This is a genomic window from Microbacterium enclense (assembly GCF_004022425.1).
GTDB classification, from domain to species: domain Bacteria; phylum Actinomycetota; class Actinomycetes; order Actinomycetales; family Microbacteriaceae; genus Microbacterium; species Microbacterium enclense_A.
In genome coordinates, this window is sequence record NZ_RBZY01000026.1 from 1 (window position 1) to 24,341 (window position 24,341).

The following is a 24,341-nucleotide window of genomic DNA, read 5'->3' on the forward strand; positions in this document are numbered from 1 at the left end:
CGGCGTCCGGGCGGCGGCCGGAGCCGCGGCGTGCTCGGCCGCGTGCGTCGGCGCGGCTGCGGGCGAAACGCCCTGCGAAACACCCGCGTGCGTCAGGACCCGAGCGACGAGAAGCTCGAGCTGGAGCCGGGGGGAGGTCGCCCCCGTCATCTCGTCGAGCGCCGCGACCACGAGGTCGGCCGTGCGCGACAGACGCGCGACACCGAACGCCGTGGCCTGTCGCGCCATGCGCTCGAGCTCGTCGTCGGGGACGCCGCGCAGCACGGCCGAGGCACCCGCTCCGGTCGCGGCGACGACGATGAGGTCGCGCAGTCGCTCGAGCAGGTCGTCGACGAAACGGCGGGGATCCTGACCGGTCTGGACGACCCGGTCGACAGCGGCGAACGCGCCGCCTCCGTCGAGCGCGGCGAACGCGTCGACGACCTCGTCGAGCAGTTCGGAGTGCGTGTAGCCCAGGAGGGCCACGGCGCGCTCGTAGTTCACGAGGACGCGGTCATCGGCATCCCGATCCGATCCGGCGATGAGCTGGTCGAGCAGCGAGAGCGTGTCACGCGGGGATCCTCCGCCCGCGCGCACGACGAGCGGCAGCACCCCGGCCTCGACGGCCACACCCTCGGTCTCGCAGAGCTCTTGGACGTACTCGAGCATCGCCGCGGGCGGGACGAGTCGGAACGGGTAGTGGTGCGTGCGCGAGCGGATCGTGCCGAGGACCTTCTCGGGCTCGGTGGTGGCGAAGATGAACTTCACGTGCGCGGGCGGTTCTTCGACGAGCTTCAGCAGGGCGTTGAACCCCTGCTGCGTCACCATGTGCGCCTCGTCGAGGATGAAGATCTTGAACCGGTCGCGGGCGGGGGCGAAGATCGCGCGCTCGCGCAGGTCGCGAGCGTCGTCGACACCGTTGTGGCTGGCCGCGTCGATCTCGACGACGTCGAGCGAACCTCCACCACCGCGACCGAGCTCGACACAGCTGTCGCACTCGCCGCACGGGGTGTCGGTCGGGCCCTGGGCACAGTTGAGGCAGCGCGCGAGGATGCGCGCCGAGGTCGTCTTGCCGCAGCCGCGCGGCCCCGAGAAAAGATAGGCGTGCCCCACCCGGTCACTGCGGAGGGCTGTCATCAGCGGCTCGGTCACCTGCGACTGCCCGATCATCTCGCCGAACGCCTGCGGGCGGTAGCGGCGGTACAGGGCTGTCGTCACTCCCCCAGCCTACGGCGTGCCTCCGACATCGCGTCCGGCGGTCTCCCCGGGCACGGCCTCCACGCGGGCGCGCGCCACCAGAACAGGTGGATGCCACCGGCGCAGGCCGATTCCGCCCGGAACGCCCTGTTCCCGCGGCATCCCCTGTTCTCGAGACGCCCCGGCGCCACCGCGTTCGAACGCGCAGATCAGGCGTCGAGGCCGACGGCCACCGGTTCGTCGTCGCTGGAGACGAGCGGGATCGACGCCGTGACGATCGGGACCGACGCCGACAGCAGCGTGCCGTCCTCGCGGACCGATCCCTCGAGCTGCCGGATCGAGGGGCGGCCCGGGATGAGCGGCCCCTGCCCGTGCAGGGCGACGCGGACCGTCTCACCCGGAGCGACGGTGTAGTCCACCCCGCGTACCGCGAACTCGACGGGGCCGCCCTCCTCTCCGGCGTGCAGCGTCAGAGCGCCGGTGGTGAGCGTGACGTTCAGCCGGGTGCCGTGCCAATGCAGCACGTACGACAGCTCGGGCCAGTCGACGGGGAGGCGCGGATCGAACGTCAATCGGCCGAAGTGATCGCGCATGCCGCCGAACCCGCTGACGAGCGCCGTCCACACGCCACCGGCCGAGGCCACGTGCACACCGTCCGCGGCGTTGTGGTGCAGGTCGCCGAGGTCGACGAACGCGGCCTGACGGAAGTACTCCAGCGCGAGGTCCTGATACCCCACTTCGGCCGCGAGGATCGACTGCACGACCGCCGACAGCGTCGAGTCGCCGGTGGTCAGCGGGTCGTAGTACTCGAAGTCGGCGAGCTTCTCGGCATCCGTGAAGTGATTGCCCTGCAGGAACAGCGCGAGCACCACGTCGGCCTGCTTCAGCACCTGGTAGCGGTAGATCACCAGGGGGTGGAAGTGCAGCAGCAGCGGGCGCTGGTCGGGCGGGGTGTTCTCGAGATCCCAGATCTCCCGCTCGAGGAACACGGCGTCCTGCGGATGGATGCCGAGCGCCGGGCTGAACGGGATGTGCATGGCCTCGGCCGCCTTCTCCCAGCGGTCGGGCTCGGAGGGGTCAAGGTTCATGCGGTCGGCCATGCGCCCGTACGCCTCGGGGTCGTTCTCGGCGAGGTCGCGGACCGTGCGCGCGGCGAAGCGCAGGTTGAACCGCGCCATGACGTTGGTGAACAGGTTGTCGTTGACGACCGTGGTGTACTCGTCGGGCCCGGTGACGCCGTGGATGTGGAACGAGTCCTCGCCATCGCCGTCGCCGTCGCTGGAGCGCCAGAAGCCGAGCGTGGACCACAGCCGCGCGGTGTCCACGGCGATGTCCACGCCCTCGCGGGCGAGGAACGCCTCGTCGCCCGTGGCCCGGACGTACTTCGCCAGCGCGAACGACACGTCGGCGTTGATGTGGTACTGCGCGGTGCCGGCGGCGTAGTAGGCCGAGGCCTCCTCGCCGTTGATCGTGCGCCACGGGAACAGGGCACCCGCCTCGTTCAGCTGGTGCGCACGCTTGCGCGCAGCGGGGAGCATCAGATACCGCATCCGCAGGGCGTTCCGGGCCCACTGCGGCGTCGTGTACGCCAGGAACGGCAGCACGTAGACCTCGGTGTCCCAGAAGTAGTGGCCGCTGTACCCCGAGCCGGTGACGCCCTTGGCCGGTACGCCCTGACCGTCGGCGCGGGCGGCGGCCTGCGCGAGCTGGAACAGGCACCAGCGCGTCGCCTGCTGCAGGTCGGCCTGACCGCCGATGCGGACGTCCGAACGATCCCAGAAGGCCGCGAACCAGTCGATCTGCCGCTCGCGGAGCGTGGCGAAACCGATCGTGCGGGCGCGGTCGACGGTGCGACGGCACCGGTCGACGAGTTCGCCCGCGGGCACGCCCCGCGAGGTGTGGTAGCTGACGAACTTCGTGATCGTCGTCGGAACGCCGGCCTTGGCCTCCACCCGGAAGACGTTCTTGGCGATGTCGGGTTCGATGAGCCAGCGCGAGGTGTACTCGTTGGCGGTGTCGACCTCGTGGTCGGCGACGACGGCCAGCGTCATGCCCGACTCGGTCACCTCGTACGACAGGGCCGACCGGTTGCCGTCCTGCCAGTATTCGCGCGGCTGGAGCACGCGATCGGTGAGCTTCTCGGTCTTGCGCGGGTCGAACCCGGTCGAGGCGGATGCCATCGGCGACCCGCCGTAGATCCCCTCGCCGTCCTGACGGTTGAGGAGCTGGTTCGACACCGTGATGGGCGCATCGGAGTTCAGCACCGTGACGGTCAGGCGCAGCATCGCGAGATGCTTCTCGTCGAACGAGACGAACCTCTCGTCCTCGATGCGCACCTCCTTGCCCGACGGGGTGACCCAGAGAAGCGTTCGGCGCAGGATCCCCTGGCGCATATCGAGCACCCGCTCGTACTCGCGCACGTCCGCCACGTCGAGCGAGAGCGGCTCGTCGTCGACGTAGACGCGCATGACCTTGGCATCCGGGGCATTGATGATCGTCTGGCCGACCTCGGCGAAGCCGTACGCCTGTTCCGCGTGGCGGATGGGGAACGTCTCGTGGAAGCCGTTGATGAAGGTGCCCTGCTCGTGGGCGAAACGCCCCTCGATGGAGTTGCCGCGCAACCCCAGATAGCCGTTGCCGACGGAGAACAGGGTCTCGGTCACGCCGGTGTCGTCGACCGAGAACTCGGTCTCGACGAGGCGCCATTCGTCGACGGGGAAACGATCGCGATCGATCATCGGTGGGCGGGCCTTCCGGTGCCGGGTGTCGGGTGGGTCGCGCGAGGCGACGGCTCAGTCTACGAACGCCTGCAGGTCGTCGACGACCACGTCCGCCCCCGCCGCGGTGAGGTGGTCGGCCCCCACGCCGCGGTCGACGCCCACCACGAGGGCGAAGCCGGCGGCGGAGGCCGAGGCGACACCGCTCGTGGCGTCCTCGACGGCGGCGGATCGGGCCGGGTCGACCCGGAGCATGCGGGCGGCCTCGGCGAACACGTCGGGCGCGGGCTTGGATGCCAGGTGGTCGCGCTCCGCGACGACACCGTCCATCACGACGGGGAACCGGTCGCGGATCCCCGCCGCCTCGAGCACCTCGACGGCGTTCTTCGAACTCGACACGACGGCGATCGGGGTGCCGGCGGCCTGCAGGATCTCCAGCAGCGCGACCGAGCCCGGGTAGGGTGCGATGCCCTCGGCGCGGAGGATCCGCGAGAACACGACGTTCTTGCGGTTGCCGACGCCGCACACGGTGTCGAGCGCGGGGTCGTCGGACGGATCGCCCCACGGCACCTCGACGTCGCGGCTGCGCAGCAGGCTCGCGACGCCGTCGTAGCGCTTCTTGCCGTCGACGTGGTCGAAGTAGTCGCGGTCGGTGTACGGCGGCTGGATGTCCCACGCCGCGAACAGCTCGTCGAACATCTCTTTCCACGCGCGCATGTGGACTTCGGCGGTGGGGGTGAGCACGCCGTCGAGGTCGAACAGGACGGCGTCGTAGGAGGTCAGGTCGGGCAGGTCACGGCTCTCGGTCACGGCGGGCTCCAGATCGCGGGCGGGACACGCGGACACGACGGTGCGCCGCTCGTCCAGCGTAGTGGCGGGTGAGGGGCGGGACGACGGTCAGGACGCGACCGACAGGGTCTGGCGGGCGATCTCGAGCTCTTCGTTGGTCGGCACGACGAGCACCTCGACGCGCGAGGAGTCCGTCGAGATCCGTCGGATGCCACGCTCTCGAGCCGCGTTCCGCTCGGGGTCGAGCTCGACGCCCGCGAACCCGAGAGTGGCCACCGCTTCGGCACGGACATCGGCCGCGTTCTCGCCGACCCCCGCGGTGAAGGAGATGACGTCGACGCCGCCGAGCTGCGCGAGGTACGCGCCGGCGTACGCGCGGAGGCGGTGGATGTAGACGTCGAACGCCAGCTGTGCGTCGGGGTCGCCCGCGTCGCACCGCGCCGTGAGGTCGCGCATGTCGGACACGCCGGCGAGGCCCACCAGGCCCGACTTCTTGTTCAGCAGCGTGTCGAGGTCGGCGATCGAGAGGTCGGCTCGGCGGGCGAGCTGGAAGAGGACGGCGGGGTCGAGGTCGCCGGAGCGCGTGCCCATGACGAGCCCCTCGAGCGGGGTGAGGCCCATGGACGTCTCGACGGAACGCCCGCCCTCAATCGCCGTCACGGACGCGCCGTTGCCGAGGTGGAACACCAGCTGCCGGAGGCTACCGAGGGGGCGCCCCAGGAACGCCGCCGCGGACTCGCTCACGAACTTGTGGCTCGTGCCGTGGAATCCGTACCGGCGGATGCGGTGCGCCTCGGCGAGCTCCCGGTCGATCGCGTACGTGTAGGCCGCCGGAGCGAGCGTCTGGTGGAACGCCGTGTCGAAGACGGCGACGTGGGGCACGTCGGGGAACGCCTTCTTCGCCGCCACGATCCCCGCCAGGTTCGCCGGGTTGTGCAGGGGTGCGAGCACGGAGAGCTCGTCGATGTTGATCTCGACCAGGGGCGTGACGAGCGTCGGCTCGAAGAACCGCGCCCCGCCGTGCACGACACGGTGTCCGACGGCGACCGGCGGACGCTCGTCGAGCGAGGGGCCGTGGGCCGCGAAGGCCTCGAGCATGACGGCGAACCCCGCGGTGTGATCGGGGATCTCGCGCTCGATGGTGGAGGTGGCATCCACGACGGTCGGCGCGGGACCGCCTGCCGGGGCGAGAGCCGCCGCCGCGACGGTGTGGGTCGCGACACCGATCCCCTCGCCGATGCGCTCGACCAGGCCCGAGGCGAGGACGCGCTCGTGCTCCATGTCGAGCAACTGGTACTTGAAGGACGACGATCCGCTGTTGACGACCAGCACGACGCTCACGCGGGGCTCCCCTGGGCCTGGATCGCGGTGATGGCGATCGTGTTGACGATGTCGTCGACGAGGGCTCCGCGCGACAGGTCGTTGATGGGCTTGTTCAGGCCCTGCAGCACCGGACCGATCGCCACGGCGCCGGCCGAGCGCTGCACGGCCTTGTACGTGTTGTTGCCGGTGTTGAGGTCGGGGAAGACGAACACCGTCGCGCGGCCCGCCACCTCGGACCCGGGCATCTTGGCCGCAGCGACGGCGGCGTCGGCCGCGGCGTCGTACTGGATCGGCCCCTCCACGAGCAGTTCGGGCGCCCGCTCGCGCACCAGCGCGGTCGCGGATCGCACCTTCTCGACGTCGGCGCCGGTGCCCGACTCGCCGGTCGAGTACGACAACATCGCGACACGCGGCTGGATGCCGAACTGTTCGGCGGTCGCGGCCGAGGAGATCGCGATGTCGGCGAGCTGCTCGCTGGTGGGGTCGGGGATCACAGCGCAGTCGCCGTAGACCAGCACACGGTCGGCGAGGGCCATGAGGAACACGCTCGACACGACCGAGACGCCGGGCGCCGTCTTGATGATCTCGAAGGCGGGGCGGATCGTGTGCGCCGTGGTGTGCGCGGCACCCGAGACCATGCCGTCGACGAGCCCGAGGTGCACCATCATCGTGCCGAAGTACGAGACGTCGGTGACGGTGTCGGCGGCCTGCGCGTAGGTCACGCCCTTGTGCGCGCGGAGGCGCGCATACTCGGTGGCGAACTTGTCGACGTGCACCGCGTCGAAGGGGCTCAGCACCTCGGCGTCACGGATGTCGATGCCGAGCTCGATCGCGCGTCCGCGCACCTCGATGGGTTCGCCGAGGATCGTCAGGTCGGCGATGCCGCGGGCGAGCACGGTCGCGGCGGCTCTCAGCACCCGATCGTCGGTTCCTTCGGGCAGCACGATGTGGCGGCGGTCGCTGCGCGAACGGTCGACGAGGCCGTACTCGAACATCAGCGGCGTGACGACGCTGGGACGCGCGACGCCCAGTTCGCGCGTCAGCAACTCGGTGTCGACGTGGCGCTCGAACATCGCCAGGGCCGTGTCGTACCGGCGCTGCGAGTCGGCGGCCAGGCGACCGCGGGTGTTCATGATGCGTACGGCCGTGTCGTAGGTGCCGAGGTCGGTCGCGATGATCGGCAGCGACGATCCGAGACCGTCGATGAGCCGCACGATCGGGTCGGGGAGTTCGAACCCGCCGTTGAGGACGACGCCCGCCAGCGACGGGAACGTTCCCGAGGCGTTGGCGAGCAACGTGGCCAGCAGCACCTCGGTGCGGTCGGCGGGGATGACGATGACGGCCGACTCCATCAGGCGCGGCAGCACGTTGACCATTGACATTCCGGCGACGACGACGCCGAGCACCTCGCGGGTCAGGAGCTCGGGATCGCCCTTGATCATCTCGCCCTCGACCGAGCGCAGCACCCCGCGCATCGAGGGGGCGATGAGGAAGCGGTCCTCCGGGAGCGCCCACACCGGCACCGTGCGTCCACGGGGCGCGCCGGCGGTGTCCACGACGTGGCGGACGGATGCCACGACCTCGTCGAGCTGATCGGGATCGGCCCGGTTGACGACGACGGCGAAGACCTCGGCACGCTCGTGCAGCAGCTCGGGCATGGCGAGCGCGGCGATTTGGCCGACTTCCTGAGGGGTGCGGGCGATGGAGAGGCCGAGCGTCTCGCCCTGCCCCTGCTGGGCGCGGCCGCCGAGGACGAGGAGCACGGGGGCGCCCAGGTTCGCGGCGATGCGCGCGTTGTAGGCGAGCTCGGCGGGGCTACCGACGTCGGTGTAGTCGCTGCCGATCACGACGACCGCATCGCACTGCGCCTCCACGGCCTTGTACCGCTCGACGATGCGGCCGAGCGCCGCGTCGGCGTCGTCGCGGACGTCGTCGTAGGTGACGCCCACGCAGTCGTCGTAGTCGAGGTCGACGCCGTCGTGATCGAGCAGCATCTCGAGCACGTAGTCGCGCTCGGCGGTGGAGCGCGCGATCGGTCGGAAGACGCCGACGCGCGGACTGACGCGACTGAGGGCGTCGAGGACGCCCAGAGCCACCGTGGACTTGCCCGAGTGCCCCTCGGCGGACGTGATGTAGATGCTCTGCGTCACGGCATCCACCCTATTCGCGGGGGCCGACAGGACACGGGGGTTGCCTCGGCGTCGAGGGATCAGGACGAGAACCCTAGGCTCGCCTCGTGAGCACTTCGCCCGACCTGCCCGGCACCACCGTTCCCGACCACCGCGGCCGCACCGGCCTGCATCTCACCGGCCGCGAACTCGACCGCAATCCGCGCGTCGAGGTGACGGACGTCGAACTCCTCGCCGCGGGGTGGCACGTGCTGCGGGCGACGACGTTCCGCTACCGGGGCGACGACGGGGAATGGACCACTCAGAAGCGCGAGACGTACGACCGCGGCAACGGGGCGACGATCCTTCTGTACGACCCCGCCCGCCGCACCGTCCTGCTGACGCGCCAGTTCCGTTACCCGGTCTACGTCAACGACCACCCCGACGGCATGCTCGTCGAGACCGCGGCGGGCCTGCTCGACGACGACGACCCGGTCACCGCGATCCGCCGCGAGGCCGAGGAGGAGACCGGCGTCCGGGTCGTCGAGGTCGAGCCGGTGTTCGAGGTCTACATGAGCCCCGGCTCCGTGACGGAGCGCCTGCACTTCTTCGCCGCCGCCTACGACGGCGCGACGCGAGAGGGCGACCGCGGCGGTCTCGCCGAGGAGGACGAGGAGATCGAGATCCTCGAGTACGACATCGAGGTGGCCCTGCGGATGATCCGCGACGGCGAGATCCAGGATGCCAAGACCATCATGCTGCTGCAGTGGGCGGTGATCGACGGCCCGTTCGCTCGGCGCTGAGGCGTGGCATCCAGACGCGTCCGGGCATGAAAAGACTCTCCGCGCACCCGGCAGAGCCTGGTTACCCTTGCTACGTTTCCGTCCTGGGGGAGTTGGCCTGGATACCGCCGCGCGGAGAGCTGACTCGAGTCTACCCGACGTCGCGGAGCCTCACACCACCAGCGGGGCGAGGGCCCGCGCGGTCGGCCCGAGCGTGTCGATGACCTCCGCGGGGTCGTCGACACGGTGTCGGGCTCCGGAGAACCCCACCGCCCCGACCGTGACGCCCCGGTCGTCCCGCAACGGGAGGGCGAGGCACCCGGTGGTCGGCACGAGTTCGCCGCACTGCCGCGTGACACCGAAGCGACGCAGATCCGCCGCGACAGCGGCATCCGGGATCCGCCCCTCCGCCACGAGCAGCATCCGGCCGAGGGCGTAGCGGGCGGGCTCGCGGACGAGGCGGTCGACATCGGTGAGCGGGAAGTCGGGGTCGGCGTCCAGCACCACGACCCTCCCGTCGACGAACAGCACGACGTGTACTCCCCCGCGGACGGCGCGCCGCGCCTCGGCGAGGAGCGCCCGCGCGGCCCCGGGCAGACGCACTGGCGCCGCGATCACTCCGGCCAGCTGCGCGACGCGGGCGCCGAGCGCGAAGCCGGACAGGTCGGGGGTGCGGACGAGGTACTCGTCCTCGACGAGAAGGTTCAGCAGCCGGTACGTCGTCGCCCGCGCCAGGCCCAGCTCGGTCGAGATGCGCTGGGCGCTCACCCCCGCGCCCAGGTGCGCCACGGCCTCCAGCACCGCCAGCGCGGAGCGGACCGCCCCCGGTTGGCGCGCGGCGAGTCCCGGCGGTTCAGGCATCGGACCGCCGTCCCGGCGGGGCGACTCCCCCGAGCACCTGCGCGGCCACGGGTTCGTCGTACGCCCCGATCGGGTGCGCGCGCGGGCGTGTCCCCACGACGGCGATGCCCGCACCGGCGAGCAGGGTCGCCGCCGCGACCGACGCCAGCGCGACGAGGTCGGACCCGACGACGAGGAACGCGACCAGCGCGGCGGTGAGCGCGACGGCCGACACCACCGCGACGATCGCCGGCGCGACGGTCAGCTCGCCGATGCGTCGCAGGAAGACGGGGGCGGCGACGCAGACGAGCACGTACGCGACGATGTAGCCCGTCGCCCCGACGGCGAGCGTCGCCTGCATGGCCTCGCGCGCATCGACCCCGGCGAGAGCGAGCACCAGGGGAACGCCCCCGACGACCGGCAGGGCCGCCGCGATCGCGGCGATCGGCGTGCCCAGCCGCGGGTGGGTGCGTCCCAGACGCGCCGGCAGCACCCCGTCGCGGCTCATGGCGAACAGCACCCGGACCAGCGCGGTCATCGTGCCGATCGCGCACGCCAGGAAGGATGCCGCGATGCCGAGGTCGGCGGCCACTCCCCACGGGCCGAGTCCGAAGGCCCCCGCGAGGTCGTTGACGGGCGACGCGCTGGCGGCGAGGTCGAGGCCGAGCGCGTGAAAACCCGAGACCTGGGTGACGGCGGCCAGGACGTAGACCGCCCCGCTGATGACCACGGTGCCGGTGATCGCGCGGGGGACGTTGCGCAGCGGCGCCACCGACTCCACGCCGAGCGTGGCAGCGGACTCGAACCCCACGAACGCGGTGAGCGCGACGACCGCACCCGCCGCGAGCGCAACGGGATCGAAAGGACCCGGCGTGAGCGTCGAGAGAACGTCGCTCGGGCCGATGAGAACCAGCAGTACCGACAGCAGCGCCACGATGAGCGCCACCGAGATCGCCTCGACGACGAGCGCGACCCGGGCTGACAGACGGATGCCGGAGACAAGCACCGCCGCGACGAAGGCGACCTCGCCCAGGAGCGCCAGCGACACGGTGACACCGCGGTCCACGCCCGGCCACGCCGCCCCGAGAAGGTAGCTCAGGTAGTAGGCGCCGCCGAGGAGCGCGAACATCGCGATCGCTGCGTAGCCGATGACGATCGCGGCGCCCGCGGCCAGGCCCGCGCGCTCCCCCAATCCGCGGGCCGTGTAGGTGTACAGCCCGCCGGCGGCGGCGAAGCGACGCGCGAACTGCGACACGGTGCGGGCGACGGCGAAGCTGAGGATCCCAGCGGCGACGATCGCGGCCACCGCGGCACCCGGCGCGACCCCCGCGACGAGCAGGACGACCGTGGTCGCGGCCGCCGCCGGGGCGACCGCGGCGACGGACTGCGCGGCGAGATCGACGATGCCGATGCTGCGGCGTTCGAGTCCGTGCAGCGGTGATCGCTCGCCGAAGCCGGCGACGGGCGTGGGCCGGGCGATGGCGCGGGCAAGTGCGGTCATGGTGCTCCCCGTGTGCTCGGGGCGACCGTACGCCCCGGCCGTTGCACCGGCGAGACACCGATGTTTCACGCGCGTGTCCGCGACTGGGACGCCACGGCCCGCGGTGTCTCAGTCCGCGCGCACGCACTTTCACGCCGGCCACATCGAGGCGCAACGCGGCGGGAGGAACCTCGGACGCACACCCGACCTCCGAAAGGCTCCGACATGACCCAGCTCGAATCGAAGGGAGCCGCCGCAGCGCCCTCGCGCACCCTCCGCGGCTCCCTGGGCGTCACGGCGATCATCTTCATGGTCGTCGCCGCCGCCTCGCCGCTCACCGTCGTCGGCGGCGCCGGCCCCCTCGGCATCCTGATCGGCAACGGCGTCGGCTACCCGACGCTGTACGCGGTCAGCGCCGTCATCCTCCTCCTGTTCGCCGTGGGGCTGGCCGCGATGACGCGCCACGTGCCGCGGCCGGGCGCCTTCTTCACCTACATCGGCTACGGCCTGGGCCGCCCATCGGGTCTTGCCGCGGCGTGGACGGCGATGCTGACCTACACGACGATCCAGGTCGCGGTGTACGGCTACATGGGCTATCTCCTCGAGATCACCGTCGTCTCTATCGGGGGGCCTGACCTGGCGTGGTGGCTGTACGCGCTCGCGACGGTGGGACTGGTCGGCATCCTGGGCTACCGCCACATCGACCTCTCGAGCAAGGTGCTCGGCGTGCTGCTGGTGGCCGAGGTCGCGATCGTGCTGGTGCTCGTGGCCGCGGTCGTCATCGACGGGGGCCCCGAGGGGCTCAGCCTCGCGCCCTTCGAGCCGGCCAACGTTCTCAGCGGGTCGCCGGGCGTGGGCCTGATGTTCGCGATCGCCGCCTTCATCGGGTTCGAGGCCACCGCGATCTTCCGCGACGAGGCACGCGACCCCGACCGTACGATCCCCCGCGCCACCTACGGCGCCGTCATCGGCATCGGCATCTTCTACACGCTCTCGACCTGGGGTCTGATCATGGCGTGGGGTCCGGGCGGCATCATGGCGGCGGCGGCCGAGAACCCCGCGACGCTCATGCTCCGCACCGTGGCGATCTATCTCGGCACGGTCGGCGAGGTGCTCGTGAACGTTCTGCTGCTGACGTCGATGTTCGCGTGCGTGCTGTCGTTCCACAACGTCCTCACCCGCTACCAGCACGCGATGTCGAGCGCGGGCGTCCTCCCCGACCGCCTCTCGGGCGTCCACGCCCGCCACCTGTCGCCGCACGCATCGTCGCTCGTGCAGACGGCGACCGCCGGCATCCTGCTCGCCGTCTTCGCGCTCCTCGGGCTCGATCCGCTCCTGCAGGTGTTCACCTGGCTCTCGGGCGTCGCGACCGTCGCCATCGTGGCACTCATGGCCGCCACCTCGATCGCCGTCATCGTGTACTTCGCCCGCAACCGCGCCGACCGCCGTCCATGGAACACCGTCATCGCCCCGGCCCTCGGCTTCCTCGGTCTCGCAGTGTCGGCAGTGGTGATCGTGGCCTACTTCCCGGTCATGGTCGGCGACGTCGATGCGGACGGCGCGCCGACGTACGGCGCGGTGACCTGGGCCCTGCTCGCCCTCGTCGTGATCGTGCCGCTGTTCGGTTACGCCCAGGCCGCCTGGATCCGTCGTCGCCGCCCCACCGCCTACGCCAAGCTCACCGACGCGATCGCCGGCTGACCACTCCGTCCCCCACCCGCTCCACCCAGGAAGACACCATGACCCTCACCGATCCCGCCGTCTCCGCCTACACCGCGCCGGAGTCCCCCGCACACCCGCTCGGCTCGCTGACGCCCGCCGAGATCACCGCCGTCCGCGCGATCGTCGCCGGGCTCGACGGCGTCGACGAGGCGACCCGCTTCGCCTACGTCGGCCTCGAGGAAGCACCCAAGGGCGAGGTGCTGGCGTGGGAGCGCGGCGAGGCACCCGCTCCCGAGCGCCGCGCCCGCGTGCAGCTGCTGAACCTGCGCACCGCCCACTCCCTCGACCTCGTCGTCTCGCTCGCCACCGGCGCGGTCCTGCGACGAACCGAACTCGACGGCTCCGACGGGCAGCTTCCGATCCTGGATGCCGAGTTCGAAGAAGTCGGCGTGATCGCGAACGAGAGCGCCGAGTGGGTCGCCGCCCTCGCCGCACGCGGCCTCACCACCGCCGACGTCGTACTCGTGCCGTTGTCGGCGGGGCACTACGGCTACGAGAACGAGGCGGGCCGCCGCATCCTCCGCACCTTCGCGTTCCGTCAGGACCACCCCGCCGACCACCCGTGGGCGCACCCCGTCGACGGGCTCACCGCCTACATCGACGTCGCCGCCCGATCGGTGACCGAGATCGTCGACACCCCCGGCTTCGCGGTACCCGAGACCCACGGCAACTTCGACGACCCGGAACTGCAGGGGCCGCCGCTGGAGGGCCTGAAGCCCATCGTGATCACCCAGCCGGAGGGGTCGAGCTTCACGGTCGACGACGAGCACGTCACGTGGGGCGAGTGGGACCTGCGCATCGGCTTCGATACGCGCGAGGGCCTCATCCTCCGACAGCTCTCGTTCGCCGGGCGGCCCGTGATGTACCGCGGGTCCATCAGCGAAATGGTCGTCCCGTACGCCGACCCGGCTCCGAACCGCTTCTGGCAGAACTACTTCGACACCGGCGAGTACCTGTTCGGCCGCTACACGAACGAGCTCGAGCTCGGATGCGACTGCGTGGGCGACATCACCTACGTCGACGCCGTGCTCTCGGACGAGAACGGGATGCCGCGGACCATCCGCAACGCGGTCTGCATGCACGAGGAGGATTTCGGCTCCCTCTGGAAGCACAGCGACATCTTCACCGGCTCCAGCGAGGTCCGCCGGGCCCGCCGCCTGGTCATCTCGTTCTTCACCACCGTGGGCAACTACGACTACGGCTTCTACTGGTACCTCTACCTCGACGGCACGATCGAGTGCGAAGCCAAGCTCACCGGCATCCTGTTCACCTCCGCCTACCCGGGCGAGGACTACCCCTTCGCGTCCGAGGTGGCGCCGGGCCTGGGCGCGCCGTACCACCAGCACCTTTTCTCGGCGCGGCTGGACATGACCGTCGACGGCGTCGCGAACGTCGTCAACGAGATCGACGCGGTGCGCCTGCCGATCTCGGCCACGAACCCGGCCGGCAACGCGTTCACGAAGAAGGTGACGCCGATCGCGAGCGAGAAGGTGTCGGGCCGCGTCGCCGACGGCGCGGTCAACCGCGTGTGGCAGATCGCCTCGACCGAGAAGACCACCGAGCGCGGACAGGCGACCTCGTACGTGCTGTTCCCGACCGAGACGCCGGTGCTCCTGGCCGACGACGCGTCCTCCATCGCCGCGCGCGCCGCCTTCGCGACGAAGAACCTCTTCGTCACGAAATACGACCCGGCCGAGAGGTACGCCGCGGGCGACTTCGTCAACCAGCACCCGGGCGGAGCCGGCATCCCGGATTTCATCTCCGGCGACGAGCCGCTCGTGGGCGAGGACGTCGTGCTGTGGCACACGTTCGGCCTCACGCACTTCCCGCGCAACGAGGACTGGCCGGTGATGCCCATGGACTACGCCAAGTTCACGCTCAAGCCGTACAACTTCTTCGAGCGGAACCCCGTGCTGAACGTCCCGGCGCCCGAGAGCACGCACTGCTCGCCGGCGGCACACGCCACCGGTCGCGGCGACGACGGGCACGCGGCGCACGGACACGACGGCGCGCACCACTGCTGAGTCGATGAGCGAGATCCTCCACCTGTGGGCGGTCGCCCCCGCCGCGATCGGAACGTGCTGTCTGGCCGCCGATCGCGCGCGGGTGCGGCCGCCCGAGGTCGTGGCATCCGTGCTCATACTCCTGGCGATGCTGGATGCCGGGCTCTGGGGGCTCGTCGCGCCCGTCTACTGGACGGCCCTCCTGCTCGTCGCGGCGGTGAGTCTGGCGTTCTGGCGGCGGCCGCGACAGCGCCGGGCCGTACCGGTCCCGGCAGTCATGACCCTCCACACCGCACTCGGCCTCGTCGCGATGGCCACGTTGTCGCTGACGATGGGGGCGCACTGGTCACCGTCGGGGCACGCGCACGGCGTCGCTCTCGCGCCCGTCCTCGCGGGCGGGGCCCTGGGCTACGTCGCCGCCTCGGTCGCCGTGATGCGCCGGATGCCGGCGCGCCTGGACCGCGCGCAGATCACCGCGATGGCGGCATCCGTGGTCCTCATGGCGATCGCGGGACTGTGACCCCGCCCCTTCAGCCCCTCAGCGCGAGCGCCGCGGCACCGAGGAGCGGACCATCGCCGTCGAGTCCCGACGCGACGACGCGGCAGCGTCGCGCGTAGGCGTGCACGGCGGCGTCCCGCACCGCGGCGCGCACGAGGTCGACGTAATCGTCGGCGACCTTCGCAAAGCCTCCCGCGATCGCGACGGCCTCCAGGTCGCACAGCGTGGCGGCAGCGGCGATGGCCTGACCGACCGCGCGCGCCGAGCGGCGGACAGCGGCGACGGCGACCTCGTCGCCCGCGCGGTACGACGCCGCGAGGTCGAGACCGGTCTCGCCCTCCCAACCCTGCGACCGGGCCCACGCCACCGAACCGGGGCCCGCGGCGACGGCCTCGAGCGTCGCGGCGGCGGGGTCGCCGTCGATCGCGCGGACGAAGGTCTGCCCGAGGTGGCCGGCATTGCCGGTGGCGCCGGAGACGGGACGGCCACCGAGGACGAGCCCGCCCCCGACGCCGGTCGACACGACGATCGCCATCGCGTTGTCGATCCCGACGAGGGCTCCGCGCCAGTGCTCGGCGAGGGCGATGCACGTGCCGTCGAGCGCGAGGGTCAGCGGAGCGTCGACCAGGTCGCCCAGCACCGCGTCGATCTCGAGGCCTTCCGCCCGCGGAAGGTTCAGCGGCGACACCGACCGCGCGGGAAGGTCGACGGGTCCGGCGCTGCCCACACCGATGGCCGCGACGCGGACGTCCGGCACGGCGGAGAGCGCCTCCGCGGCAGCCGCGCGGATGTTCGCCGCGATGCCCTCACGGCTGGTCTCGCGTCCGGTCGGGCGGCGCGCGACGCTCGCACGCAGCACCTGCCCCTCGGCGGTGACGACGGCGGCATCCACCTTCGTCCCGCCGATGTCGACGGCGAGCACGGGGGCGGCAGCGGTCATGTCGGTCTCCTCGGGTCGCACCGAAGGCCGATCCTACGGCCGTCGCGCACCTGAGCACCTGCCGCATTCCGGCCCGGGGCTCGGTCGCGCAGGTTACGATCAGGTCACGGCGGCCACGACGCTCCTCCGCCGCAGTGCGACACGAGGGATGCCATGGACGAGACCGTGATGCCCGAGGCGACCCCGCGGCTCCGCCGCCCCGACGCGCCCTCGCCCCGCGGCGAGGCGGACGACCGGTTGGACGCCGCGTCCTTCGCCCGGCTCACGGAGCGCATCATCGCGTCGATGTCGCGCGTGATCGACGGCAAGCCCGACGCGGTGCGCAGCGCCCTCATCGCGCTCCTCGCGGAGGGGCATCTCCTCATCGAGGACGTGCCCGGCGTCGGCAAGACGATGCTCGCGCGGGCTCTGGCCGCCACGATCGACGCCGACGTGCGTCGCATCCAGTTCACGCCCGATCTGCTCCCCGGCGACATCACGGGCGTGTCGGTGTTCAACCCGGTCGAGCGTCGTTTCGAGTTCACGCCGGGCGCGGTGTTCGCGCACATCGTCATCGCGGACGAGATCAACCGGTCCTCGCCCAAGACGCAGTCGTCCCTGTTGGAAGCGATGGAGGAGCACCAGGTCACCGTCGATGGTCGCACCCACGTGCTCCCGTCCCCGTTCCTCGTCGTCGCAACGCAGAACCCCCTGGAGATGGAAGGCACGTACGCCCTTCCCGAAGCGCAGCGCGACCGCTTCCTGCTGCGCATCTCGATGGGATACCCGGATGCCGCGGCCGAGACGCTCATGCTCCGCCAGCGCGACGCCGTGAACCCGCTCGACGCGCTGACCCCGGTGGTCTCCGCCCGCCAGGTCACGGCGATGATCGCCTGGGCCCGCGGAGTGCACGTGGCCCCCGCGCTCGAGGAGTACGCCGTCGCGCTGGCGCAGGCCACGCGCAGCCACCCGGACATCCGGCTCGGCGCCAGCCCCCGCGCGACCCTCCAGCTCGTCCGCGCCGCGAAGGTGCGGGCAGCGCTCGACGGGCGCGCGTACGTCATCCCCGACGACCTCACGGCGCTGCTCCTGCCCGTCTTCGCGCACCGCGTCATCGCGAACCGGTCGGCCGCGGGAGGACGCGCGGGCGCCGTCGTCGTGACCGACGCCCTGGAACGGATCGCGGCGAGCGTGCGCGTGCCGCTGGCCCAGCGAGCGTGATGGCGCCGTGAGGGAGCGGTGGCCGCTGACCCTGCGCGGCACCGGTGCGCTCGTTCTCGCGGTGGTCGCATTCGTCGTGGCGCAACAGGCCGCGATCCCCGAACTGCTGTACTTCGGAGTCCTCATGCTCGCGCTCGTCGTGTGCGCGGCGATCAGCGCTCTCGTCGTCCGCGCCACGGGAGACGTCGTCCGCACCGTCTCGCCGGAGGTCGCCGAGGTGGGCGGGATCGCCGAGGTCCGTCTGTCGGTGCGCGTCAGCACGCCGCTGCCGACGCTGCCGGGCCGGTGGTCCGACGCGCTGCCGACCGGGATCGAGGGGCGCGCCGAGGGCGCGTTCCCGGCCGCGGCGTCCACGCTCCGCCGCGCGGGGGCACCCGTGCTGCTGAGGTACGAGATGAACGGGGCGGTGCGTGGCATCCATTCGGTGGGCCCTCTGCGCGTGTCCACGACCGATCCGTTCGGAGTGATCCGTCGCCGCTTCGCGGTCGGTCGCCCCACCGAGGTGACGGTCGCACCGACGATCGTGGAGCTCGGACCACTGCCGTCCTCACCCGGCGAGGCGGGAGGCACGCGCCAGAGCAGCGCCCTGCAACTGGGTCAGGGCGCGGACAACCTCGTCGCCCGCCCCTACGCCCCGGGGGATTCGATGCGGCGCATCCACTGGCGCGCAACGGCTCACCGCGACACCCTCATGGTGCGCCAGGAGGAGCAGGAGTCCAGTCCCGCCGCGACGGTCGTGCTCGACCGCGCGCTCTCGCGCTGGTCGCCCGCGGCCGGCGAGACTCCCGGGCGCGACCGCGCGTTCGAGACCGCGATCTCGGTCTGCGTCTCGGCGGTCGCCCGTCTCGTGCACGAGGGCTACACCGTCGACGTGGTCGACAGCGACGGCGAACTCCTCGCAGACCCCGTCGAGGGCGGAGAGGATGCCGAGGCCCGCGGGCTCGCGGCGTCCTTCGCGACCCTGCGGGCTCGGCCCGACGGCCCGTCGCGCCGCATCATCCCGGCGGCGACCACGGCGATGCTCGGTCCCGTCGTCGTCGTCACCGGACGCGTCGCACACGACGATCTGTCGGCCCTGCGCGCCGCCGCGCCCCGCTCCGCACTCGCGGTGCTCGTGGCCGTGGCGGAGGACACGGTCGGTCTCGAGGCCGCGACGACGGGCTGGCACGCGACCACGCTCGCGCCCGGAGGCGATGTCGCGCAGGCGTGGGACCGCGCGATACGACCGGAGGACGCCCGTGTCGGTGCGTGAGGCGGGAACCTCGGCGCCGGTGCGCCGGCGACGTGACCTCGCCCTGCTGTCCCTCGGTGTGTTCGCGGGGATCGTCGCCGCTCTGCTGCCGGTGTTCTCCGTCATCGCGCCCGGGAGCTGGACCGCGGGAGCGCTTGTCGCCGCCGCGGCCGTCCTGGCCAGCGGCCTCGCCGTGCGGTTCTCGCGGCTGCCCGCGCTCGCGGCCACGGTCGTCGAGCTCATCGTCGGGGTGCTCCTGCTCACGGCGCTCTTCGGACGCGGGACGGCGGCCCTGGGGGTCATCCCCACGCCGGCGACGATCGCGTCCGTTCCGACTCTGTACGCCGCGGCATCCGAGGAGATCCGGCTGGGGGTCGCCCCGGTCGAGCCCGCCACCGGACTGGCTTTCGTCCTCGTCGCCGCGATCGCCGGTCTGGCCATCGTGCTCGACCACGTGGTCCTGACGGCGCGGATGCCGCTGCTGGGCGGCGTCGGGCTCGTCGCGGTCTCGCTCATCCCGACGATCGCCATCCCCGCCGCGGTCGACGTGCCCGCGGTGCTGGTCCTCGCCGCCACGGTGCTCTTCCTCCTGCGCGTGGACGTGCGCTCCCGCACCCGATCGACCGCTCCGCCCCGCAGCCGCAGCACGCGCGCGCAGGGTGCCTCGGCCACCGCGCTCGGGATCGCCGCCGCGGCCGTCGTCGTGACGCTCGTCGCCGTCCCGCTCCTGCCTCAGCCCGGCCTGCGGTTCGCCTCCGGCACCGGAGCCGGATTCGGAACGACGATCAACCCCACCCTCGAGCTCGGCAACGACCTGCGTCAGCCGCGCGAGATCGACGTGCTCACGGTCACCACCACCGGCCCCTCGGCACCGTACCTGCGGGCGGTCACGCTGTCGCAGTTCGACGGAGCCGTCTGGCAGCCCGACACGGGCGACAGCGTGACGGTGCCGGGCGACGGCCCCGTGTTCGATCCCGTTCCCGTGGACGGCGACATCGCGCTGGCCGACTGGACCACGAACGTCACGGTGGGCGAGCTCGACAGCCCGTGGCTCCCCGTGCCCTACCCCGCATCCACCGTCACCGGCCTCGAGGGAGAGTGGCTCGGTCTGCCGTCGAACCGGACGATCGTGTCGCGCTCCGGGTCGTCGCGCAACCAGGACTACGAGGCCGAGGCGATCGTGCCGCGCCCCACGCTCGAGCAGATCCGCTCGCGTCCGGTCGGAGGAGACGAACTCGGCGACGCGGTGAGGGAGCTCCCCGCGGACGTACCGGCCATCATCGGCGAGACCGCGCGAAGCGTCACCGCCGACGCGCAGTCGCCCTACGACGCTCTGGTGGCGTTGCAGAGCTGGTTCCGCAGCAGCCAGTTCCGCTACTCCCTCGACGCCCCCGTCGACGCGGGGTTCGACGGGGCCGGAATGGATGCCGTCGCCCAGTTCCTGCAAGAACGCACCGGCTACTGCGTCCACTTCGCCTCGGCTTTCGCGGTCATGGCGCGCACGCTCGACATGCCCTCCCGCATCGTCGTCGGCTACCTCCCCGGGACGCGCTCCGGGTCCGTCGAACAGACCGGCACGACCGAGTTCACGGTCACCTCCAGCCAGCTGCACGCGTGGCCCGAGGTGTACTTCCGCGGCATCGGCTGGGTGCCCTTCGAGCCGACCAACAGCCTCGGCGTGCCTACGACCTTCGCCTCCGGAACGACCACCGGCGCGCCCGGAGCGACCACCGCACCCGACCAGCAGGATGCCGCGACCCCCGGCGCCGCCGCGACGGACGCCCCTCAGCTCGGCGATCAGGACGGCCCCGGGGCTGCGGCCACCGGCTCGGGGGCGGCGGCCGCGCAGACCCCGGCGGGCGTTCTCCTGACCCTCGGCGGCGTCGTGCTTCTCCTGCTGCTCGCCGCTCCCGCGACGCTGGCCGCCCGACGCCGGCGCTCGCGTGCGCGGCTCGTCCGCGCGGGCGACGCCGTCGCGGCCTGGGCCGAGATCCGCGCGTACGCGGTGGACCTCGGCATCCCCGCCCCGGATGCGGAGTCGCCGCGCGCGTTCGCGGCCCGCCTCGTCGAGGTCCACGGGGTGGATGCCGACGACATCGGGCTCGTGCGGGACGCGCTGGAACACGCGATCTACGCCGAAGACGACGCGCGGTCGGGCGACGCCACGGTGCTCGCGGCGGCGGTGGACCGCGTCCGCGCACGCCTGCGCAGTGGGACGTCCGCGGTGCGGCGCGCGCTGGCGGTGGTGCTCCCCCGCTCCCTCACGATGCGCGAGCAGTCGGCCGCGGTCGAGGTGCGGGATCGAGTCGGCTGACCGACGGCGAGAGCCCCGCCCGAACTCTGGTTCGGACGGGGCTCTCCGTGGCGGAAGTGACAGGATTTGAACCTGCGAGGCGAGTTACCCCGCCTACATGGATTCCAGCCATGCTCCTTAGGCCGCTCGGACACACTTCCAACAGTCGATCTTACACGGCGGCGGGTGCGTCCCCACGCCGCGGCAGCGCCCGGAGGCTGCGGCGTCACCAGCCGCCGTCCCGCACCGTCAGCGCTCGGCCAGCTGAGCGAGGAACTCGTCGGCGGCGGCGAGCTGCCGGCGCAACCCGTCGCGGCGTGTGATCGCCTCTTCCCGGATGCCATCGAGCCGGGCCCGCAGATCGTCGTCCTGGGGCGCGGCAACCAGCCCGTCGACCACGGCGAGCAACTCCCCCATCTGCTCGAGCGAGTACCCCAGCGGCTTCATCCGACGGATGAGGAGCAGACGGGATTCGTCGTCCGCCGTGTACAGCCGGAATCCGCCCTCCGATCGCGCGGACGGTCGAAGGAGACCGATCTCGTCGTAATGCCGAAGTGTGCGGATCGATAGTCCCGTGCGCTCGGCGAGTTCGCCGATCTGCATCGGCCGGACCTGGTCCATGGCATCCCCGATCCCGTAAACCTCTCGTTACGGTAGAGTTTGACGGTCGCGCTCGCGACCCCTCGATTCTCCCCCACCCCTCCGGAGTCCCCGTGACCGACGTCCGCGCGCGCTCGCGCCCCGAGCCCACCGTCCTGCAGGCGCTGCGCTCGCCCCGATTGCTCACCCGTGAGATTCTCGCGGGCCTCGTCGTCGCGATCGCCTTGATCCCGGAGGCCATCGCGTTCTCGATCATCGCGGGCGTGGACCCGCGGTTGGGACTGTTCTCGTCGTTCGTCATCGCGGTCGCGATCGCATTCCTCGGCGGGCGCACCGCGATGATCAGCGCCGCCACGGGAGCGATCGCCCTCGTCATCGCGCCCGTGGCCCGGGAGCACGGGGTCGACTATCTGCTCGCGACCGTGATCCTCGGCGGCCTCCTCCAGGTCGTCTTCGGGCTCCTCGGTGTGGCGAAGCTCAGGCGCTACATCCCCCGCAGCGTGATGGTCGGGTTCGTCAACGCGCTCGCGATCCTGATCTTCATCGCCCAGGTGCCGCAGCTCATCGGGGTGCCGTGGATGGTCTACCCCCTCACCGCGGCGGGCCTGGCGATCATGTACCTCCTGCCGCGCCTGACCCGGGCCGTGCCTGCGCCGCTCGTTGCCATCGTGCTCCTGACGGGCGCGGCGGTCGTGTTCGGTATCTCGGTGCCGACGGTGGGAGATCAGGGCGCGCTGCCCGAGAGCCTGCCGGTGCTGCTCCTACCGGACGTCCCCCTCACCGTCGAAACGCTCGCGATCATCTTCCCGTTCGCTCTCGCCATGGCCGTGGTCGGTCTCCTCGAATCCCTCATGACCGCCGCGCTGGTCGATGAGATCACCGACACCCCGTCGTCGAAGACGCGGGAGTCCCTCGGGCAGGGCACAGCGAACGTGCTGTCGGGCCTCTTCGGCGGGATGGGCGGCTGCGCGATGATCGGTCAGACCATGATCAACGTGAAGGCGTCGGGGGCGCGCACGCGCATCTCCACGTTCCTCGCCGGAGTGTTCCTCCTCCTGCTCGTCCTCGTGTTCGGCGATGTCGTCGCGATCATCCCCATGGCCGTGCTCGTCGCGGTCATGATCGTGGTCTCGATCGCCACGTTCGACTGGCACAGCATCCGCCCGTCCTCCGTGCGACGCATGCCGCTGAGCGAGACGACCGTCATGGTCGCCACCGTTGCGGTCACCGTCGGGACGCACAACCTCGCCATCGGCGTCGGAGTCGGAGTGATCGTCGCCGCGGTCCTGTTCGCCCGACGCGTCGCCGGTGTGACGCGGGTGCACCGGGAGCTCGACGGCGACACCGCCCGCTACCGAGTGGAGGGCGAGCTGTTCTTCGCCTCGAGCCACGATCTCACCACGAAGTTCGCGTATCACCGCGACCCGGGCCACGTCGTGATCGACCTGTCCGGCTCGCACGTCTGGGACGCCTCGACGGTGGCCGCCCTCGACGCCGTGCAGACCCGGTACGCCCGCCTCGGTACCAGCGTCGACATCGTCGGGATGAACGTGCCGACCGCGCGCATCCACGGCCGTCTGACCGGAACGCTCGGAGGGCACTGAGCCCGCAGGACGCGTCAGGAGCGCAGCGTCGTGGACGGCGTCTCGCCGAATTCACCGCGGTACATCGCGGCGAACCGTCCCAGGTTCGAAAAGCCCCACCGGGCAGCGATCGCGGCGACCGTCTCCACCGAGGGGTCGGCCGCGCGCAGCTCCGCGCGGGCGGCATCCAGTCGCACCCGTCGGACGTACTGCATCGGCGTGCGCCCGGTGGCCGTGCGGAAGGCGTACTGCAGCCCGCGCGGCGACAGACGAGCGGCCTGGGCGATGTCGGCCAGTGCGATGGGCCCGGTGGCGTGGGCGTCGATGTATGCCTTGGCCCGCCGGACCGGAGCCGGCAACGCCCGCGCCGGCCGCCCCGCGGCGAGCGCTTCCGTGAAGGTCGATGGGAAGGTCATGAGCGACGCCTCGAGCAGGAGCGAGCGCACCTGCTGTTCGACGACCGGCGACCGTTCCGGAGAACGCAGCAGCACGTCTCGGCCGTACTCCCACGTGCGCGTCCAGTAGCGCAGGCGCTGTTCCGACAGCGGGACGTGCCCCGTCAGTCGCACCCGGAGAGCATCGTCGCCGGAGATCCGACGCGCGGCCTCGTCGACCTCGCTGCGTGCGAAGGACAGCGCCGTTCCCGCGATCCGACCCGAGAAGGCGATCTCGATCGGACGCTCGGTGACGACGAACGGAACGGCGGTGTCGATGCGTTCCCGGCGGTAGGTCGCGCGGATGCGCGGGCCGGCGATCCGCCCGACGATCATCTGATCGCCCGGGTCGGACTCGGTGACCATCGTCGATCCGACGGTGTAGTCGCAGAAACCGAAGCCGGGATCCGCGGCACCGTGGAAGACGAAAGCGGGTTGAATACCTTCGGCGCGTGAGATGCGTGCCCCCGGTATGACCGTCTGCCACATCTCCTCGACCGTGCCGGCATCCCTGGTTTCGACGTGCGTATGCTCCACGGGGATTTCATAGGTTCGGACTGCCGAAATCGGATAGACCGTTGCGTCCCTGAGCGAATTGTGCGACGGAACCGGTACCACGGC

The 24,341-nt window shown here is 71.6% G+C and carries 17 protein-coding genes, 1 tRNA gene, 1 other RNA gene and 1 pseudogene; 8 read left to right on the plus strand and 12 right to left on the minus strand.

Annotation, left to right across the window (positions count from 1 at the left end; genetic code table 11):
* The 5 genes from D8Y23_RS08465 to pta form a co-directional block, all read right to left on the minus strand.
* The coding region (locus D8Y23_RS08465) for a DNA polymerase III subunit gamma and tau (protein ID WP_128217717.1) at nucleotides 1-1,197 on the minus strand (1,197 nt) is incomplete at its 3' end.
* Between the two features lie 188 nt (nucleotides 1,198-1,385).
* Complete coding sequence (locus tag D8Y23_RS08470; protein ID WP_128217718.1) at nucleotides 1,386-3,914, minus strand: glycoside hydrolase family 65 protein; 2,529 nt, start codon at nucleotides 3,912-3,914, stop codon at nucleotides 1,386-1,388.
* A 54-nt stretch (nucleotides 3,915-3,968) separates the two neighbouring features.
* Nucleotides 3,969-4,703 (minus strand): HAD family hydrolase, encoded by a 735-nt coding sequence (locus D8Y23_RS08475; RefSeq protein ID WP_128217719.1) that lies wholly within the window; start codon nucleotides 4,701-4,703, stop codon nucleotides 3,969-3,971.
* Between the two features lie 87 nt (nucleotides 4,704-4,790).
* Nucleotides 4,791-6,023, minus strand: a complete 1,233-nt coding sequence (locus tag D8Y23_RS08480; RefSeq protein ID WP_128217720.1) for an acetate/propionate family kinase — start codon at nucleotides 6,021-6,023, stop codon at nucleotides 4,791-4,793.
* A complete protein-coding gene (gene pta / locus D8Y23_RS08485) occupies nucleotides 6,020-8,155 on the minus strand; it encodes a phosphate acetyltransferase (RefSeq protein ID WP_128217721.1) in 2,136 nt (711 codons plus the stop codon). The genes D8Y23_RS08480 and pta overlap by 4 nt, the downstream gene beginning before the upstream one ends.
* An 86-nt stretch (nucleotides 8,156-8,241) precedes the next feature.
* Here pta and D8Y23_RS08490 point away from each other — a divergent pair, with 86 nt between their 5' ends.
* Entirely contained in the window at nucleotides 8,242-8,916 is a 675-nt protein-coding gene (locus tag D8Y23_RS08490; RefSeq protein ID WP_128217722.1) for an NUDIX domain-containing protein, read from the plus strand.
* 27 nt (nucleotides 8,917-8,943) lie between these two features.
* Here D8Y23_RS08490 and ffs read toward each other — a convergent pair.
* The 3 genes and pseudogenes from ffs to D8Y23_RS08505 form a co-directional block, all read right to left on the minus strand.
* Nucleotides 8,944-9,040, minus strand: an RNA gene (gene ffs, locus D8Y23_RS08495) — signal recognition particle sRNA small type.
* A gap of 26 nt (nucleotides 9,041-9,066) precedes the next feature.
* Complete coding sequence (locus D8Y23_RS08500) at nucleotides 9,067-9,756, minus strand: helix-turn-helix domain-containing protein (protein ID WP_128217723.1); 690 nt, start codon at nucleotides 9,754-9,756, stop codon at nucleotides 9,067-9,069.
* 172 nt (nucleotides 9,757-9,928) lie between these two features.
* Nucleotides 9,929-11,236, minus strand: a pseudogene (locus D8Y23_RS08505) (APC family permease); the annotation flags it as partial.
* Between the two features lie 204 nt (nucleotides 11,237-11,440).
* On the opposite strand from D8Y23_RS08505, the gene D8Y23_RS08510 reads away from it, so the two are divergent.
* Genes D8Y23_RS08510 through D8Y23_RS08520 form a run of 3 tightly spaced genes read left to right on the plus strand, consistent with a single transcriptional unit; the run spans nucleotide 11,441 to nucleotide 15,460 of the window.
* Nucleotides 11,441-12,916 carry an APC family permease gene (locus D8Y23_RS08510; protein WP_128217725.1) on the plus strand — a complete coding sequence of 492 codons (1,476 nt, stop codon included), beginning with the start codon at nucleotides 11,441-11,443 and terminating at the stop codon, nucleotides 12,914-12,916.
* Between the two features lie 38 nt (nucleotides 12,917-12,954).
* Nucleotides 12,955-14,961 (plus strand): primary-amine oxidase, encoded by a 2,007-nt coding sequence (locus D8Y23_RS08515; protein WP_128217726.1) that lies wholly within the window; start codon nucleotides 12,955-12,957, stop codon nucleotides 14,959-14,961.
* Nucleotides 14,962-14,965: 4 nt separating this feature from the next.
* On the plus strand, nucleotides 14,966-15,460 hold the full coding sequence (locus tag D8Y23_RS08520) for a hypothetical protein (protein ID WP_128217727.1): 495 nt from the start codon (nucleotides 14,966-14,968) through the stop codon (nucleotides 15,458-15,460).
* 10 nt (nucleotides 15,461-15,470) lie between these two features.
* On the opposite strand, the gene D8Y23_RS08525 is transcribed toward D8Y23_RS08520, so the two are convergent.
* The gene (locus tag D8Y23_RS08525; RefSeq protein WP_128217728.1) at nucleotides 15,471-16,379 is read right to left on the minus strand and encodes an ROK family protein; all 909 of its coding nucleotides are present in this window, start codon (nucleotides 16,377-16,379) and stop codon (nucleotides 15,471-15,473) included.
* A 153-nt stretch (nucleotides 16,380-16,532) separates the two neighbouring features.
* Here D8Y23_RS08525 and D8Y23_RS08530 point away from each other — a divergent pair, with 153 nt between their 5' ends.
* From D8Y23_RS08530 to D8Y23_RS08540, 3 genes are read left to right on the plus strand one after another with little or no spacing between them, the layout of a single operon-like run.
* The gene (locus D8Y23_RS08530; protein WP_128217729.1) at nucleotides 16,533-17,579 is read left to right on the plus strand and encodes an AAA family ATPase; all 1,047 of its coding nucleotides are present in this window, start codon (nucleotides 16,533-16,535) and stop codon (nucleotides 17,577-17,579) included.
* Nucleotides 17,580-17,586: 7 nt separating this feature from the next.
* A complete protein-coding gene (locus D8Y23_RS08535; RefSeq protein ID WP_240663837.1) occupies nucleotides 17,587-18,831 on the plus strand; it encodes a DUF58 domain-containing protein in 1,245 nt (414 codons plus the stop codon).
* Nucleotides 18,818-21,124, plus strand: coding sequence for a transglutaminase TgpA family protein (locus tag D8Y23_RS08540; RefSeq protein WP_128217730.1), 2,307 nt, complete (start codon nucleotides 18,818-18,820; stop codon nucleotides 21,122-21,124). The genes D8Y23_RS08535 and D8Y23_RS08540 overlap by 14 nt, the downstream gene beginning before the upstream one ends.
* A gap of 48 nt (nucleotides 21,125-21,172) precedes the next feature.
* On the opposite strand, the gene D8Y23_RS08545 is transcribed toward D8Y23_RS08540, so the two are convergent.
* Both D8Y23_RS08545 and D8Y23_RS08550 read right to left on the minus strand, forming a co-directional pair.
* Nucleotides 21,173-21,264, minus strand: a tRNA-Ser gene (locus tag D8Y23_RS08545).
* Between the two features lie 88 nt (nucleotides 21,265-21,352).
* On the minus strand, nucleotides 21,353-21,724 hold the full coding sequence (locus D8Y23_RS08550; RefSeq protein ID WP_128217731.1) for a MerR family transcriptional regulator: 372 nt from the start codon (nucleotides 21,722-21,724) through the stop codon (nucleotides 21,353-21,355).
* Between the two features lie 92 nt (nucleotides 21,725-21,816).
* Here D8Y23_RS08550 and D8Y23_RS08555 point away from each other — a divergent pair, with 92 nt between their 5' ends.
* A complete protein-coding gene (locus tag D8Y23_RS08555; RefSeq protein WP_128217732.1) occupies nucleotides 21,817-23,307 on the plus strand; it encodes a SulP family inorganic anion transporter in 1,491 nt (496 codons plus the stop codon).
* Between the two features lie 14 nt (nucleotides 23,308-23,321).
* Here the strand turns inward: D8Y23_RS08555 and D8Y23_RS08560 are convergent, their stop codons facing one another.
* Nucleotides 23,322-24,257 (minus strand): helix-turn-helix transcriptional regulator, encoded by a 936-nt coding sequence (locus D8Y23_RS08560; RefSeq protein ID WP_205796953.1) that lies wholly within the window; start codon nucleotides 24,255-24,257, stop codon nucleotides 23,322-23,324.
* Nucleotides 24,258-24,341: the final 84 nt, after the last annotated feature.